This window comes from Vibrio sp. 2304 (assembly GCF_033339475.1).
Classification (GTDB): domain Bacteria; phylum Pseudomonadota; class Gammaproteobacteria; order Enterobacterales; family Vibrionaceae; genus Vibrio; species Vibrio alginolyticus.
Genome location: NZ_JAWOUQ010000012.1, coordinates 25,472 through 43,147 on the forward strand (window position 1 = coordinate 25,472; position 17,676 = coordinate 43,147).

Below are 17,676 nucleotides of genomic sequence, written 5' to 3' on the forward strand. Positions count from 1 at the left end.
ATTCAAAAAATATTAAAATGAAAACTAGCAGTGGACTAGCTAACAAAACAATTATATTCAAAACACTTAAACAAGTAACGATCAATATAATCCATTATATATGGATGAAAATCAGCACTTATGAAATTACACCGACAAATAAAAAAGCCTGAAAATAGTTTCAGGCTTTTTAGCTTTATTAATTTTTTAGAATGAATATCTCGCAGCTATTGCAAGAATATCGTCTTCATTGTCTACATCTGTAATTCTGTATTCTGCTAGTGCTTTAAAATTAGAAGTCAAATCGTACTCTGCACCTAGTGAGTAGTAATCGACGACATCTTCATCATCACGCTCTAGATTGTTATAGCCAACTAGTGCCCAAAGCTTATCTGTTACTTCATAAGTGGCAACTGCTTCAATACCGGTGTAATCAATATTACTTTCAGAACCATCTTTAGCCCAGTTTTCACCATCACTGTATAAAACAGAGGCATAAAACTTGTCGTATTCAAATGCAATAGCACCCGTTAGCAGCTCTGCATCTTCTGCACCCGATTGCCCTTCACCTTCGTTGTAACCAAGCGCAACTTTGAAGCCATATGGCAACTTGTAGTCAGCCGCCGCACCATAAGAGGCTGCATCTGTTGACACTTCATCGTTTTCAGCCTGATAGCTAACATGAATATTCAAACCTTCATAGCTTGTCGTTAGCTTAAATACTGAATCGGAGCGACCGGTACCATATAGATCCGCACTTACGCCAGCAGCTTCATTACCAAACTCCGGGAAAATATCCGTGTAATCAGATACTAAAGTGACCGCACCGTATTGACGTCCATAACTTACTGTTCCGTAATCTGCACCAACTCCTACATAGCCTTTTCGGATATCAAATTCATCATCTTCAATCCCATCAGCATCTCTGCGATTAGACTTAAATTCCAACTCATATAAGCCGAAGGCATAAAGATCTTCATTTATTTTAGACTCACCTGCAAGTCCTACACGAATGTAGCTATTATCTCCGTCTGCATTTTTATCATCAGAGAAATAATACATCCCTTGCGCTCGGCCATGAATATTTAACACTGATTCTTGATCTTCATAAACTACGGCTGAATTTGCAGCACTTGCAGAAAAAAGTGCTGCGATTGCGATCGACGTTCTTGTCATTTTCATTTAATTACCACTACTTGTGTTGTTTGAATCGAGTGAGATTATGAACAGTGGCAATTATTTTTAAAGTGCAAATTCAACCATATTCTATGGATAAATATAAACAAGCTCTCAATCTAAAACATTATGTCCTAGTACTCATATTAGTCGAGATAATCCATCCAAACAGGAGGCGTTCCTATTATTTTTTGAACAGTATCAATGAACAGTTTGGCTAATGGTTGTTGATTTCGGTGAGTATACATTGCATATATTTCCCCTATTGCGGGAAGATTATAATCAGGAAGCAACTGTACAAGATCTTGTTTACTCAAACTCTCCTGAAGAAAGAACTGCCCAATCAAAGCATACCCTAGATCAGATTTTACGGCATCGAGCATTAACTCAGTTTCATTCACGAAGTACTGCCCATTGATATTATACGTTCTAACGTCGCTTGATGACTGGCTTGGCGCTATACGTAGCTTATCCGCCTTAAAGTTAGCATTCGAGTATATTACTGCTGGCATTTTTATAAGCTCTTCTGGAGAGCTCGGGGTTCCATACTTGTCAATAAAACTCTTCGATGCAACCAGTGCCATATTATTACTTGCCAACTTACGTACTATCATGTTGGACTCTCGGATTGGTCCGATACGAAACACAACATCAAAACCTTCGTGGATAACATCGACTCGATTATCATCGAGCAGCAGCTCTACAGTAATGTTTGGGTACTGTTTTATAAACTCTTTAACTGCCTGATTTAAGTATGCTCTGCCAAAGAAAGTGGAGCTTGATATTTTCAGATTACCTTTCGGTTCATCCTGAAATGTAGCAGCAATACTACGAGTTTCAGTTAGAACCTCTCTTACTTTCTTAGCTTGCGCCACCATCTCAACACCTGCATTGGTCAGGGATAGCGAACGTGTGGAACGGTTTAACAGCCGTAAGCCTAATTCATCCTCTAGCTTTTTGATCTGTTTTGACAAAGCTGAACGATCTATATGATTTCTGTCAGCAGCTTTAGCAAAAGTTCCGTATTCAGAGACATCCAGTAGTAATTCAAGTTGGCTTGCGAGATCCACTGCACAATTCCTTATTTAGTTTTTATTCTTTATGTGATGGGAAATGGATTTTACAAAATTAATTTCAATTTTTTATGGTTCAAATTGCATCAGTGAATTGCAAATAATGCACGAATTAAAAACGCTTTAATTTTCGTCGCTATCTTTAGCTTCTGTTTAGTTATTCCTATCTATTATGGCTTATTACATTTAACAATACTCCACGTCTTTAAAACCCTAAACTGACCTTTTTCAAACCAAAAAATGAGCATTTTGACCAATATTTAATCGTGCATTTTTATCACTACTCTATGTTCGCTGAGGGCCTATTTACCCATAGGTACAATGAATACAATGCCGTTCCTTTTAGTATGAACAGAATCATTTAGGGCGAGACAAATGTTAAAGAAAGTTTTCGGCATTGGCCTTTTATCCGTTTTAGCTGCTTGTGCAGACGAAGAGATAACCAAGCAACCTAATACTCCCTTACCTACGATAGACGTCTCCAAAGTCATCTATGAGCCCGTTCAATCGTGGTTCACCTTTACAACAAGGCTTCAAGCCCCAGAGAAAGTTTCTTTAATGCCACGCGTTTCCGGAGTTATTGAAACGGTAGAGTTCAAAGACGGACAGAGTGTCAACAAAGGCGACTTACTCGTCACTCTTGATGATCGAACCTTCAAAGCTCAGGTCTCACGACTTGAAGCGCAAGTTAAGAGTGCTCGAGCTGCGCTAGAGCAAGCAGCAAACGAACAAAAGAGAGCCGCCCAACTGGTTAAGCGAAAAGCCATCTCAGCGGAACAAGCAGAGGCCCGAGATACCGCAGTAAAGCAACGCTCTGCAGAACTAATGGCCTTGCGTGCTCAGTTAGAATCCGCAAAGTTAGATCTTGAGTTTACGAAGATATATGCCCCTATTAGCGGCACTATTTCAAGAGCATTCATTACTAAAGGAAACAATGTAAACGCAAATCAAAGCGTTATATCAAACATTGTCTCTAACGATCAGGTATATGCATACTTTGATGTCGATGAGCGAACTTGGAACCGTTACTTCTCGACAATCAATGCCGACTCTAACTTACCTACTCGTCTTGAACTATCTGGACAAAATGGGCAGGTGTTTTTTGGACGCGTTGACTTTGTCGACAACTCCATCAACGAAAACACCGGTACTTTGCAGGTTCGAGCGGTATTCGATGCAACAAAATCAAACTTAAAAGTGGGATCGTTTGGCCGAGTTCAGATATCAACAACCAAACCAGTTGAACGAGTTCTCGTTCCAGAGCGTTCTATTGGCACAGATCTAGAAAACCGCTTTGTATTAACACTCAATGAAGAGAATACGTTGCAATACAGCATCGTAACCTTAGGCGAACGTTACGGAACATTTCGTGCTATCGAGAATGGCTTGAACGCCGACTCAATTATTGCGGTAAATGGCCCAGCAAAAGTTGGCCCAAATAGCAAAGTCACACCAAAAAATGTCACGCTAGATATTAGCAATACTTCATTGATTATGGCTTCAAACTCAACATCGTTGCCAAACAAACGTTTAGCTCAAGACTAAGAAGACAACCGAATGAAATTTGCACACTTTTTTATTCAAAGACCCATATTTGCCTCTATGTTATCGCTATTGATATTAATAGTAGGCGCAATTTCACTTTTGCAGTTGCCTGTGAGTGAATATCCAGAGGTTGTCCCTCCTACAGTAGTAGTTACAGCAAACTATCCTGGTGCGAACCCAAAAGTAATCGCAGAAACAGTTGCTACGCCTCTGGAGCAAGAAATTAATGGTACAGAAAACATGTTATATATGTTTTCACAGGCAACCAGTGACGGCAGAATGACATTGACCGTAACCTTTGCTTTAGGTACGGACTTGGACAAAGCTCAGGTTCAAATTCAAAATCGCGTCACTACAGCTTTGCCCCGGTTACCAGAAGCCGTCCAACGGTTAGGAGTTGTTGCCGAAAAAGCCTCTCCTGATCTCACCATGGTTGTGCATATATATTCTCCAGATTCTAGCCGTGAAGTCAGTTATTTAGCTAACTACGCTAATTTAAACTTGAAAGATGAGATAGCTCGGCTCGGAGGCGTTGGTGATGTGCGCCTTTTCGGTGGTGACGAGTACTCAATGCGCTTGTGGTTAAATCCAGATGAGCTCGCTTCTAGAAATCTAACCGTAATGGACGTTGTCTCCGCCGTCCGATCTCAAAACCAACAGGTGGCAGCAGGCTCATTAGGTGCGCAACCAGCCGCTAATGAAAACCAATTCCAAGTTTTGTTGAACGTAAAAGGCCGCTTGGAGAATATTGATGAATTCAACGACATTGTAGTAAAAGTTGACGAAACAGGGGCTTTGACACGTCTTAAAGACGTTGCACGCGTAGAGCTAGGTCAAAACTCTTATGCACTGCGCGCCTTGTTAAATGGTAAACCAGCGGTGGCGATGCCCGTATTCCAGCGCCCTGGTGCTAATGCTATTGAGCTATCTAATCAGGTTCGTTCAACCATGGACCGTTTACAAACAGCCTTTCCAGCTGGAGTTTCATATGAAATAGCCTACGACCCGACCGTCTTTGTTCGTGGTTCGATAGACGCGGTGGTTCATACTCTGCTAGAGGCAATTGTACTTGTTGTTGTCGTAGTCATTTTGTTTTTGCAAACATGGCGCGCGTCTATCATCCCTATCATTGCGGTGCCTGTTTCATTAATCGGTACGTTCGCTGTAATGCAAATGCTCGGAGTATCGATTAACACACTTTCGTTGTTTGGACTTGTTCTCGCCATAGGCATCGTCGTCGATGACGCCATTGTCGTCGTCGAAAACGTGGAACGGAACATCCATAATGGCCTTGCACCACTAGAAGCAACGAAACAAGCAATGACCGAAGTTACCGGGCCAATTATTGCAATTGCTTTAGTGTTATGTGCGGTGTTCATCCCGACGACCTTTATTACAGGGTTATCCGGTCAGTTTTATAAGCAGTTCGCACTAACAATTACGATCTCGACGATTATTTCAGCAATTAACTCGTTGACGTTATCGCCTGCTTTATCAGCACTGCTATTACAAGATAAGAACGCAAAACCCGATCGGCTAACCAAGCTATTGGATGCGGTTTTTGGTAAGTATGTTTTTGCGCCATTCAATAGAATTTTTGAGTACAGCTCGAACCAATATCAAGCTCTGGTCAAGAAGCTGATTCGCTTTAGCCTTGTTGTTGTGGTGGTATACATTGCGTTACTCGGGGGAACGGCTTCTCTATTCAAAGCAGTTCCTGGAGGATTCATTCCTCAACAAGATAAGCAGTATTTAGTTGCGATCGCCCAACTTCCAGATGCAGCAAGTTTAGATCGAACAGAGTCCGTTATTAAAGAAATGGAAAACCTCGCGCTGGCAACACCTGGCGTAGCACAAACCATTTCTTTCCCAGGCTTATCGGTCAATGGTTTTACTAACAGTCCGAATAGTGGCATCGTTTTTGTTACGCTTGAGGACTTCGATAAACGAAATGATCCAACTCTCGGAGCAAATGCGATTGTTGCATCTTTGAATAAGAGCTTTTCAATCATTGATGAAGCCTTCGTTGCGATTTTTCCACCACCACCAATCCAAGGACTTGGCTCTACTGGCGGCTTTAAACTTCAAATCGAAGACCGAGCGAACAAGGGGTTTGATGAGCTCTTCAAGCAATTGAACTTGGTAATAAGTGAGGCATCAACAAGACCCGAGCTGATGGGATTATATTCCACATTTCGTATACAAGTGCCGCAGATGGACATCCAAATAGATCGTGAACAAGCGATGCTGCAAGGTGTTCCTCTAGAGCAGGTTTTTGATGCGCTTCAAGTTTATTTAGGATCATTATACGTCAATGACTTCAATATGTTTGGTAGAACATACAAAGTGAATGCCCAGGCAGACATGAACTATCGTCTCGAACCTGACCAAATACTTAACTACAAAGTAAGAAATGCTGCCGGACAAATGGTTCCTCTCGGCGCTGTACTGGAGATCATACCCACGATTGGGCCTGACCGCGTGATGCACTATAACGGCTACCCTAGTGCAGAACTAAACGGCAGTCCTGCTTTTGGTTACAGTTCTGACCAAGCCCAAACGGCTATTGAGGAAGTACTGGATCAAAACCTAGCAGAGGGAATGGTTTATGAATGGACTGATGTAACCTACCAGCAGATTTTGGCTGGTAACACGATGGTGTATATATTCCCACTTGTTGTTTTGTTAGTTTTCATGGTGCTAGCTTCGCAGTACGAGAGTTTAAAACTACCATTCGCTATCATTTTGATCGTTCCTATGACCATTTTTTCTGCACTAGCAGGTGTTTGGTTCATTGGTGGTGACAACAATATATTCACACAAATTGCTTTGATTGTCCTTGTGGCTCTAGCGTGTAAAAATGCCATCTTGATGGTGGAGTTCGCTAAAGAACTTAAAGACAATGGCCAAGATACCTTATCAGCGATTTTGGAAGCATGTCGTTTACGTCTTCGACCGATTCTAATGACATCAATTGCATTTACCGCTGGTGTTATTCCATTAATGATTGGTACAGGGGCCGGAGCGGAAATGCGACAAGCAATGGGTATTGCCGTATTCTCGGGTATGGTAGGCGTAACGGTATTTGGATTACTACTCACACCTGTTTTTTACATGTTAGTGAGTCGAAACAAAAAACGTCAAACACTATAACCATAATATAAATACTCATTTAAATTCATACTAAAGGGAGCTATTGCTCCCTTTTCTTTTGGTTATTAAGTATATTAATAATTTCTAGACAGAGCAGTAGTTATACATGAAACTAATACGCTAATATCTAACTTGGATAAACATTGTGGATTTAGCAAATAAACTACACCTGCTTTTAGAAGTCTCTAAAGCTGGATCTTTTGCAAAAGCAGCAGATGGGATGAATATCGACCGCTCTGTTTTATCTAAACACATCAAGCAGTTAGAAGAGCACTTAGGCGTTAGGCTATTAAACAGAACAACTCGCTCTCTTTCATTAACACAAGTCGGCCAGCAAATAGTTGAAAAAGCAGACCAAATATCTCAACTCCTTGATGATACTCAACAAATAGCGGAGAACTTTCAGACTGAGCCTTCAGGGAAAGTACGAATTTCAAGCTCAACATTATTTGGAAAACTCTATCTACAACCTTCGATAGAGAAGTTTTTACATAAGTACCCAAAAGCAAGTGTTGAACTAATGTTAGATGATCTTCATGTAGACGTGATTAGAAGTAATTTTGATATTGCTTTTCGAATCGGACCTATGAGGGACTCATCAATGGTAGCAAGAAAATTAGCAAAAAATACGACTGCAATCATTGCTTCTCGAAACTTAATTGAAAAACATGGTAACCCAGAAACGCCTGATGAGTTAGTTAAGCTACCTTTTATTATTTATTCAAATGGTAATTTTATTGTCGACAAACTTAAATTCTACGACAAAGAAAAATCAGATGGTTTAGATACATACCCAATATCAGGGTCATATATGGTAAATGAAGCTGAGCTAATAATTGAAAGCGTAAAGTCAGGTCTGGGCGCAGCACTTATAGGTCAATTTATGCTTCCTAACAACCTAGAGTCTTCTAATTTAGTTCAACTTTTACCAGAATATGAAACTCAAGATTTTGGTGATATTTATGCTATGTACTCACACCGTCAGCAATCACCATTGGTTAGGGCATTCATTGATATCGTTCAAGAAGAAATTGGCATACCACCAATATGGGAAAAGCATTTCAATAAAAGCTAGGTGATTCTATTTAACCAAAATTAACATAAAATAAAAAATCAAATAAAAACAATAAATTAAACCAGTAACGTTTAATATTCATCGAAGTTTAATGTTAGGTGAATTAAGTTCCATTCTAAATGGCGCTTAATTCACTAAATATAAAAAATTCTTGATTTATAATACTAACAAATCCATCACCTATACAAGTTACGATGTATATTGAAGAAAAACACACCTCGGTCACTAGTTTGTTAGTATATAAAATATCTTATCTTATTTTTTTGGTTATTTATACGTTAGCAACGATTTACTTTAGCGTAAAAATGGACAAAAGCACATCGGAGAACTCTCTTATAGAAATGACTCAAATAGCATTTGTGCTTTTTTCATCGTTAATGTGTTTGTATAAATCTAAGGAATATCTTGAACTCAAACACATATTAGTAATAATGTCTTCATTTTTTATGGTTATATTCGTTAGAGAAATGGACTACCACATAGAGCAGTATTTCCCTCACGGTTCATAGAAGTATCCTGCTTGGATTATAATAGTCTCGGTCTGTTATTTTTGTTTTAATAATATAGTTAACATAAAAAATGAGGTAAAACTTTTCATTTCTCATTCTAGCTTCACGACATTAACGATTGGATTTTTTATTGTTTTCTTATTCTCACGATTTGCAGGGTATGGTGATTTTTGGGTCGAGTTCATGGGGAACTCATACAATAGAGACGTGAAAAACTTGGTTGAAGAAAGCTTAGAGTTACTAGGTTACGCGATACTTTTAAACGGTGTTTTACTTATTAAAGTAGAAAATCACTAAGTATAAATAAGAGTTCAGAGCTTGTAGTTCAAGCTTTGAACTTTTTTGGCTAAAAAAAAGCAGCAAATTATATTTGCTGCAAATGATGAAAAAAACAATATGCGTAAGTTAACTTCCTAGCAATGGATGCGTTAACGAGTTAATAATAACGAACCGTAACAATTAAGTCTCGTTGAAAATAATCCATAAAGAATGGCATTTATTACACTGTTAATTATGTAACCTTATCTAATCTAGTTATCACACGCCGTCGTTTTTATATCTTATCTCTTTCCGTCAATAAATAGCTCTTCACATCAGATCCCATTTATCATCCCACAACAGTCGGATTCACAACAAAGCAATAAAAATCAATAAATTAGAAGTAGCCACTTAAAAAGTAAAAAGGAGTAAAAACGAAACTATGTCAGATAGAACATATTAAAGATCACCGGCTCTGAGTAGAAAACCGTTCATACTCGTTACGCATACAATCAATAAAGACTTCCATCGCCGGCGTCACACACTTCCCAGCATGATAAGCACAAAGTGGCTTGATCATCTGTGAAAATTCGGTGAACTCAAGCTCTTGTAAACTGCCCTCTTGCAACTCTTTTTCAACCGTAAAACGAGGTAAATAAGAGATACCAATATTACTCTCAACGCAGTTTTTGATCGTATTAATACTGCTAAGTTCGATCATGTTGTCGATGCTAATATCACGCTCCTGAATAATGCTCTCAAACATCTGTCGAAAAAGGCACTTAGGGCCATTGCTTATAAACCCTAAATCAATATGTTGCTCTCTCTTCTTTAAATCTAGCCCTTTTAAAAGCGGTGAAGCAACCAATACCAGTGGCTCGTGCTCAAACTCGTGGACCTTGAGCGTATCGTCATTACCAACTCGATAAAACACACCTAAATCAGCTTTATCCGCTATCAACTCATCTCGAATCTGATAGCAATTTTGTGATTGCAGAGAGAGTCGAACATTGGGCGCTCTGATCCTGAACTCTTTTAAAACATTAGCCATCTTATAAGCAAGTTGAGTCTCAGCAACCAGCACTTTCAATTCACCGGTCGGCTCCGAGTTTTCTTGCTGTGCTGTTCCCTCAATATTTTCCATCACTCGCGCCAGTTCATAGACGTAAGGCAGTATCTTTTCTCCTGCTTGAGTCAAAACCATCTTACGCCCTATTTTTTCGAACAGCTGCAGAGACAGATCTTGTTCCAACTGCTTGATTTGAAAGGTGACGGTTGATTGCGTGCAATAAAGCTTCTGTGACGCTTTTAGAAACGATCCTTCTTCAACAATAGCTTTAAAAGTAAGAAAGCGTTTTAGATTCATGACTAGACTCCACAACCAACAGTTCAATAAATTAAAAGTCTAAGTTTTAATTTATTCAATTTTTTAATCAATTGTAGCGAAGTATAGTGCAGTAAAAACAGGAGAGATAGAGATGACCGCCATCTACACCGCATTTTTTACTTACGTAATCATTACTTCAATTACACCAGGGCCAAACAACATTTTATCGCTCAGCATCGCGACGCAATATGGACTAAAACGCTCAACAAAAGTGATTTCGGGGATGTTTTGTGGCTATGTTGTTTTGATGCTACTTTGTGGCGCTTTCACGTATAACATGATCAGCCTCTTGCCGGTGATTACACCTTGGCTAACATGGATTGGAGCAGCTTATATTGTTTGGTTGGCTTGGGGGCTTGCTACGAGTGAGATCAAAACTTCATCGGATAATTCTAAAGGTATCAGTTTCTTAACAGGTTTCGGTTTGCAGTTCGTTAATGTGAAAATCATTCTTTATGGAATTACCTCTATTTCTACGTTCGTACTGCCCCACACTCAGAATATCTACTGGATCTTAGCGACTAGCCTCATTCTTGCTTTGATCGCACTCCTTAGCAACGTAGTTTGGGCCGTTGCAGGAAAGCTACTTCAATCGCAATTCCAGAGATATGGCAAAGTCATAAATATGAGCTTAGCAGCAGCTCTGATCTATTGTGCGACACAGTTATTTACTTAAGTATATAGTTGATCATCAAGAACAATATTGCTCTTCAACTTAGACGACTACGTTTATGTGAAGAGCAAATTCTGCTCTACAAATCGCTGCGGTTTCTCGTGCCCTTACTCGCTCCTCCCACTCCTTCATACGGCAGTTTTTGAAGAAGTAGATTCAACGTCACTTAATCAACCTAAAGATACGAAATCTTTTTTAGTTTTACAGACACGGCCTTGGCGACCTCGGCAATAACTAAGCATTACTTAGTATACACAAATCAGAAAAACTAAGATAATCTTAGTCATCCAAGTCCTTCGTATGAACTTTAAGTGTTGTTTAATAACCCACTCCCAGCCCGCCTTAAGCATGCGCGTAAACAAGCGAATCTGTCCCAAAAAGCACTGGGCATCCGTATCGGCATGGATGATAGTTCTGCAAGTGCAAGGATGAATCAATACGAAAGGGAGCGCCATACTCCCGACGTAAAAACGCTCAAACTTATCGCAGATGAGCTAAACGTGCCTCTAAACTATTTTTTTTGTGAAGATGAAATCACCGCTGAACTTGCTGTGAATCTCCACAAGCTGTCAAATGATGACAAGCAAAGAGTGCTTGAGAGCACAGCCCAGCTGATTGCAGACGCAATCGCCACGAAGTCGAGTACGTAATTGGGATTAAACGCCTAAGAATACGTATCAATACCAAAGAATCAAAGAGCATAACTAAGGGTTCAACATGGCTACAACAAAAGCACTTGTGGTTTTTTCCGGTGGGCAGGACTCTACGACCTGCTTAATCGATGCATTAAATACATATGATGAAGTTCATGCTATAACGTTTGATTATGGCCAGCGTCATTCAGATGAAATAGATATCGCTATCGAACTAGGTAAGCAACTTAACATCAAAAGCCACAAAGTCCTGGATGTAAAATCAATTAATGAGTTAGCGATAAGCTCTCTGACAAGAGACAACATTCCGGTATCTAATGACTTAAGCGACGCTAACGTACCCAATACATTCGTTCCAGGGAGAAACATTCTCTTTCTTACTTACGCATGTATCCATGCTTACCAGCTTGGCATTCAAGACATCATTACGGGAGTTTGCGAAACAGACTTTAGTGGTTACCCTGACTGCCGAGACAACTTTATTCGCTCTCTAAATCTCTCTTGCAATTTAGGTATGGATAAAGCCTTCAATATTAAGACTCCTTTAATGTGGCTTACTAAAGCCGAGACCTGGGCTCTAGCTGATAAGCATAATATGTTGGAGTTTGTCCAAAACAATACTTTAACATGTTACAACGGAATCGTTGGTAAAGGCTGTGGTGAATGCCCAGCGTGCCTACTGCGACAAAGCGGCTTAGAAGAATACTTAGCGAGCAAATAGTCTTTGTTAGCGGTAATAGCGGTGGATAAAACCTTTTGCGTTAGCTTCTAAACGTTTTATCTCAGCGTGAAACTCCAGCCAACAGAGCTTCATTTTGATGCCGCCAGATTGGTGGCATCAATTAAATGCGAAACGATTGTCGAACCAAAGATAGCACCACACCACAACAGCCAACACTGCTTAGCTTTTACAACGCTATAAATTGTTTAGATATATCGACAATGTTTCGATAGCAAAGCTACCAACGGCATTACTCGCGAAACCGGGATTAGATAGAAAAGCTACCTCGAATGATGACGAGTCTCTCGTCTAAGCAATACTCAAATATTTATGAGTTTGAACAGACAAACGCCAATTGCGGGCAATACACGTATCAATACACAATTGCGTAGCACGAGGCTTCTGGCTAATTGGTTGTAGTGCAATGATAGTCTCAGCCGCCACGTTCGCATTTGCTAAAAGATCATCAAGGTGGTCGATGTCTTTCTGGGTACCGACTGGATGCTTAATCTCATTTGCCCGCTCTAACGCGCTATTAAGCACTGGTAATTTACCTTTCATTGCTACTTTTGGTGACACTGTCACCCACGTATTTTCTGAAGTAATCACTTCTGATGTGCCACTGGTTTCAATTTGGCATTGGCACCCCATATCTTCAAACGCCTTTGTTAAAGGGCGCAGATCATAAATACAAGGCTCTCCACCAGTAATCACGATATGCTTAGCATTAAAGCCTTGCTGTTGATATTGCTCTACGATGTTCTCGGCAGATGCAACACACCACGTCGGAGAATCTTCCGTTTTCACCAGAATATCGCCTATTTGACGTTGATCATTCTCATCTGCATACCACGTTTGTTTGGTATCGCACCATGAGCAACCAACCGGACACTCTTGAAGCCGAACAAAAACAGCAGGGACTCCAGTGAAAACCCCTTCCCCTTGGATGGTTTCAAACATCTCATTTAGCTTATACAACGCAGAACTCACTCAACTCATAACATTTCGAGGCGAAGACCATAATGGACACGCGTGTCTAGGTCAATTTAAACCAAAAATTAATTGTTAAAATAGACCATTTTGTAGTTTCATAGCGTAATGAATATAGGTTTCTGGTTAACGTTAAACCAAGCCTTATTCACTGACAGCTCCCAAAAAACTTTAAGGTAAGAAATGATGTATAAACTGATCGCACTAGATATGGATGGCACGCTACTCAATAGTGATAAAGCCATTTCTGAAGAAAACAAACAAGCGATCGCAAAAGCTCGAGAAGCAGGCGTTACTGTCGTTCTCGCTTCTGGTCGCCCATTAGAAGGAATGCAAGACAAGCTCGACGAACTGAATATCCATTCCGATCGAGATTTTGTTCTTTACTACAACGGTTCGATGGTCAAGAACGTAGGCACAAACGACATCATCCACCAGCAAATCATAGATGGTAAAGCTGCAAAATTGGTGGCGCGAAAAGCCGAAGAGCTAGGTGCGTACGTCCATGCTTTTAGTCAAGTTCATGGTTTAATCACCAACGAACACAACCCTTACACCGATATTGAAGCAAAGATAAATGGCTTAAATGTCACCGAGATGAACTTCGAATCACTAGAAGACGATCATCCAATCATCAAAGCTATGATGGTTGCAGAGCCAAGCAAACTAACAGAAGTTATAGCAGCACTGCCAGCTGAAATGCGCGAAGCGTTTACGGTTGTTCAAAGCGCTCCGTTTTTCCTTGAGTTTCTTAACCCTGCGAGCAACAAAGGTATTGGTGTTGCCGCAATTGCCGAGTATCTGGGAATTAAACCGGAAGAAGTTATCTGTATGGGTGACGCAGAAAATGACCACCACATGCTGAAATACGCTGGCCTTGGTATCGCGATGGCAAATGCAATGGAAGAAACCAAGCAAATCGCTGACTACATTACGGCAAGTAATGATGAGCAAGGTGTCGCTAAAGCTATAGAAAAGTTCGTGCTCAATGCATAGCCCTTTCCGCCATGTCTGTTGCGTTAAGCTTCTTACGTTTAACATCCCTAGCCGTCCAAGATAGGCAAGCGGCGTTGTTCGTGGACTAAACGTGTAAAAGCCTTGCTGTAATGCAAGGCTTTGTTTTTACTCAAATACTAATAGATAACAAATACAGCCATCAATCTAGCAACGTTTTGCTCGGTTGGTTTTCACAAGTCAGCTTCCTTGCAAGCAGCATAAATAACAACATTAATAATGGATAATGTAACGTCGACAAGACTAATGACCACAAACCGCTAAACGATACGATATTAGCCGAGTACAAATAGAGTTGATCAACAAGCAACAATGCCAGCGTCACAAAGATCATCTGCCGAGTATCTAAATGTGCTTTCGACTCTTTAAATGTCATGACCAACGCTGATGCAGTGATTAAAATTGCTAGCCAGCGACCAAACACAGGTAATGGCCAGATGACGGAGATGACCGATGTTGCCGCAGTCATAATGAACCAGACGCCTTTTGAGCTTAGAACTTGATCAACGTTCACATCTTGATTTGTCTCCAGTCGAAGAACATGCCAAGCCACCAAGCTGCCTAACAGCGCGCCAAATAACATATCTAAAATAAAGGCACTGCCGAGGAAAAACTTACCTAACACCACTGTAAGAGTGATGAACACGAAGACTGCCGTTGTTCCATTCAAACCAAAATACTGGGTTCTATGAAACAAGAACGTCAGAACACAAAACCACACAGCGATAGGCAAGCTAGGAAAACTAAAGCCAAAGCTGTGCGTTAACTCCATCATTGGTATATAGACATGTGGGCGCGGTAACGAAAAGCCTTGTTGAGCGACAAGCACCATAAGCGAAGTTGCACTAATTGCGAAAAAGAGTCGGTACACAAACTGGCTACCAAAGCGCATCATGGCAAAAGGAAATAGAAAGAGTAGTACCGTCGGTTCTGTCAGATCTATAACGAGTTTCGAGATCTGACTAGCTACCTCGTAACTCGTTTCTGACAACGCCCCTACCCAACTCTGTAAATCTATCAGCCACGCCAATTCAACCTGACGAAATGAAGGCGCGGATTCGATCAACTGAGTCACATAAGATACTGATTGCTTGGTAGCTTGATCAAAAAACTGAGTGGCTTGTGGCCATTGCTCAGGATAACGATATAAAGATGATGGTAATTCAGATGGGCTAAGCAACATCGCTGACGCAACTTCTACTCCATAATGAGGGGCAAACCAAATAGGCAGTTCATTTCCACCTAAAGAATTATTCATAGAAAAAGCGATAATGTCAGAGTCTGATATACAGTCGTAAAAAACCGCAGTGTCCGTTCTGCCAAGCTCCTCTCCAACCGTAACCACTATACCGGTTTCTTCCCACGTTTCTCGTTGAGCAGCAACTTGTGGAGACTCACCATCAATAATGGTTCCGCCAGGTAGAGAAATCTTATCCGTTAATACTTCATGAACTAGCACTAACTTGTCATCAGCGCGAACAATACAGAGCGCTCCTTTAACTTCGCTCGCAGTGGCTTTAGCCGTAGAAATCGGTGAAACAGGTAACAAAATAAAACAAAGGATGAGTAATAACAGCTGTCTCAACACAAAATATGACCTTAAATAAACATAATGATAACCAATGAATCATGGCAGTTAATCTTATCTTTTTCGACAAAAATTAAGTAACGAGTTATGCCAAACTGAGTTGATCGCGTAAAACCTGATCTCAACGCTCACTGGAGAATAATTTAATGCAAACCTGACAAAAATCAGACAAAACATAAAATGTTGATCGCAATTCTGCCAGTTATATAAAGATAACGTCAGGACAAAGTCATACACATTTTGTGGGTTCTCATAGTTGACACAATAAAAAAGGGCTTATTATTCGCAAACAATAAACCCCAGTTATAATAACTATGTACTGATCGTTGAAACCAAGAATGAATCTTATCTCATGGTCAACGAATCAAATTCACTGGCCCGATCGTTAGTTAGACTTGCAATTCGCATCGCCTACTTTTTGCCAAACACCCCAAGGCCCTGAGTCTGCTGGATTATCACCTTGAGTCCACCACTGCGCTTGCCAAACTTTACCATTCCAAGTAACCGTATCTCCTTTGAGATACACTAAGCTGGCTTGCCATACAGTTGTACAGCTATCTGTGGGAGGCGTTGTCACCGTTTTCGCTTGAGCGGATACTAACGCTTGGTATTGTGTGCTGGTCTTATCAACGTTGAAGTTCAAAGCCACTCTTGCTTCTCCACTCTGAGTAGCACCAAATTCAACATCAACACGACAACTTGCATTCATTGCTAACGTCGCCTGAGAGCACTGATCATTGGCAATAACAGCTGCATCAGTAACACCCGAAGCAAACGCGCGAACATTTTCCACAGTGAACGTGGTGCTCCCTGAATTCTGGATAACAAAGCTATGTTGCTGTAACTCCCCAACATTAAATGATGCCAGTGTCTGTTCGGTGGTGTATCCAACAGAAACATTCTCTTTTGGTAGTGTTGCTGTTCCGATAACACCATCGACAAAATTGCGCATAGCAGCGATATCGCTATAAACCCCATACATACCAGGACGAGCACAACCTATTCCCCAACTGACCACACCAAGTTGAGTAATTACACCACTGCGATTAATGACGATTGGACCACCACTATCTCCCTGACAAGAATCTATCCCACCTTGAGGAATACCCGCACAGAATGACACTTCTCCAACCGTTGCGTAGTTGCCACCGGCTTGACGGCAAGTCATATCCGACACAAGTGGGACGTCAACCTCTTGCAATCGAGACGGAGAGCTTCCTCCTTCAGAAGTTCGCCCTAAGCCAGCAACACTAAGCCAATCTCCGATGCTCGCGTATTGCGTTAGACTGCCATTCGCAATCTCAACTGAAGAAACACCTTGAGGCACAGAGTCGAGCTTCAATACCGCGAGGTCATGAGAAAGCGTCGCGCGGCGATATGCCGGGTGCATATGGATCTCACTGACGTTTGCACGAACACCGTCACTACCGTTATAAACAACGCCACCGATTTTAACCGCAATCTGACTCGGAGAATCACCCTCAACACAATGTGCAGCAGTCAGGACGTAACCATTCCCGATATAACTGGCCCCACAATACGATCGGTTACCATAACGACTAACAATTTGGGTGTAGAATTTCCAGTCACGTGGGTCGGCAGTTACTCCGCCTACGATCTGGGGTTGGATAGTGTGATTTTGCGTCTGAGACAAATCATCAGCACTTGCGAACATTGGCAAAACGGCTAAAGCAAGTAACGATTTTGTTAGTTTCAAAATATTGTCCTCTTGTTTTTGTAAGCACGATCCTCGTGCTACTAATAAACAAGCAGACAAAAACGCCGATACCAATGTGGGTGCATATCAATTTGTTAACATTGCGAGCAACTTATAGAGAAAAGTCTATTGACGAACTGAATGATTTCAATTCGATAGAACCTA

The 17,676-nt window shown here is 40.9% G+C and carries 13 protein-coding genes; 7 read left to right on the forward strand and 6 right to left on the reverse strand.

Features of this window, described 5'->3' with window-relative positions; all coding sequences use genetic code 11:
• Positions 1-186 precede the first annotated feature (186 nt).
• Complete coding sequence (locus R7P64_RS19445; RefSeq protein WP_033906143.1) at positions 187-1,161, reverse strand: porin; 975 nt, start codon at positions 1,159-1,161, stop codon at positions 187-189.
• Between the two features lie 140 nt (positions 1,162-1,301).
• Positions 1,302-2,225, reverse strand: a complete 924-nt coding sequence (locus tag R7P64_RS19450) for a LysR family transcriptional regulator (protein ID WP_017821684.1) — start codon at positions 2,223-2,225, stop codon at positions 1,302-1,304.
• Positions 2,226-2,603: 378 nt separating this feature from the next.
• Here R7P64_RS19450 and R7P64_RS19455 point away from each other — a divergent pair, with 378 nt between their 5' ends.
• From R7P64_RS19455 to R7P64_RS19465, 3 genes are all read left to right on the forward strand, one after another.
• Entirely contained in the window at positions 2,604-3,773 is a 1,170-nt protein-coding gene (locus tag R7P64_RS19455) for an efflux RND transporter periplasmic adaptor subunit (RefSeq protein ID WP_025768141.1), read from the forward strand.
• 12 nt (positions 3,774-3,785) lie between these two features.
• Positions 3,786-6,926: an efflux RND transporter permease subunit gene (locus R7P64_RS19460; RefSeq protein WP_025768140.1), complete on the forward strand. Its 3,141-nt coding sequence runs from the start codon at positions 3,786-3,788 to the stop codon at positions 6,924-6,926.
• Positions 6,927-7,071: 145 nt separating this feature from the next.
• On the forward strand, positions 7,072-8,001 hold the full coding sequence (locus R7P64_RS19465) for a LysR family transcriptional regulator (RefSeq protein WP_137282041.1): 930 nt from the start codon (positions 7,072-7,074) through the stop codon (positions 7,999-8,001).
• 1,233 nt (positions 8,002-9,234) lie between these two features.
• Here the strand turns inward: R7P64_RS19465 and R7P64_RS19470 are convergent.
• Positions 9,235-10,134 carry a LysR family transcriptional regulator gene (locus R7P64_RS19470; RefSeq protein ID WP_137282042.1) on the reverse strand — a complete coding sequence of 300 codons (900 nt, stop codon included), beginning with the start codon at positions 10,132-10,134 and terminating at the stop codon, positions 9,235-9,237.
• Between the two features lie 112 nt (positions 10,135-10,246).
• Here R7P64_RS19470 and eamB point away from each other — a divergent pair, with 112 nt between their 5' ends.
• From eamB to queC, 3 genes are all read left to right on the forward strand, one after another.
• Positions 10,247-10,831, forward strand: coding sequence for a cysteine/O-acetylserine transporter (gene eamB, locus R7P64_RS19475; RefSeq protein ID WP_005388201.1), 585 nt, complete (start codon positions 10,247-10,249; stop codon positions 10,829-10,831).
• A 308-nt stretch (positions 10,832-11,139) separates the two neighbouring features.
• Complete coding sequence (locus R7P64_RS19480; protein WP_005388200.1) at positions 11,140-11,478, forward strand: helix-turn-helix domain-containing protein; 339 nt, start codon at positions 11,140-11,142, stop codon at positions 11,476-11,478.
• A gap of 67 nt (positions 11,479-11,545) precedes the next feature.
• Positions 11,546-12,202, forward strand: coding sequence for a 7-cyano-7-deazaguanine synthase QueC (queC, locus tag R7P64_RS19485; RefSeq protein WP_005377298.1), 657 nt, complete (start codon positions 11,546-11,548; stop codon positions 12,200-12,202).
• A 309-nt stretch (positions 12,203-12,511) separates the two neighbouring features.
• On the opposite strand, the gene queE is transcribed toward queC, so the two are convergent.
• The gene (gene queE / locus R7P64_RS19490; RefSeq protein ID WP_005377296.1) at positions 12,512-13,162 is read right to left on the reverse strand and encodes a 7-carboxy-7-deazaguanine synthase QueE; all 651 of its coding nucleotides are present in this window, start codon (positions 13,160-13,162) and stop codon (positions 12,512-12,514) included.
• Between the two features lie 216 nt (positions 13,163-13,378).
• Between queE and R7P64_RS19495 the strand changes: the two genes are divergently transcribed.
• On the forward strand, positions 13,379-14,188 hold the full coding sequence (locus tag R7P64_RS19495; protein WP_318123898.1) for a Cof-type HAD-IIB family hydrolase: 810 nt from the start codon (positions 13,379-13,381) through the stop codon (positions 14,186-14,188).
• Between the two features lie 160 nt (positions 14,189-14,348).
• Here the strand turns inward: R7P64_RS19495 and R7P64_RS19500 are convergent, their stop codons facing one another.
• Positions 14,349-15,794: a bifunctional NUDIX hydrolase/phosphatase PAP2 family protein gene (locus tag R7P64_RS19500; protein ID WP_256903295.1), complete on the reverse strand. Its 1,446-nt coding sequence runs from the start codon at positions 15,792-15,794 to the stop codon at positions 14,349-14,351.
• Positions 15,795-16,179: 385 nt separating this feature from the next.
• Positions 16,180-17,511 (reverse strand): trypsin-like serine protease, encoded by a 1,332-nt coding sequence (locus R7P64_RS19505; protein ID WP_318123854.1) that lies wholly within the window; start codon positions 17,509-17,511, stop codon positions 16,180-16,182.
• Between the last annotated feature and the right edge of the window lie 165 nt (positions 17,512-17,676).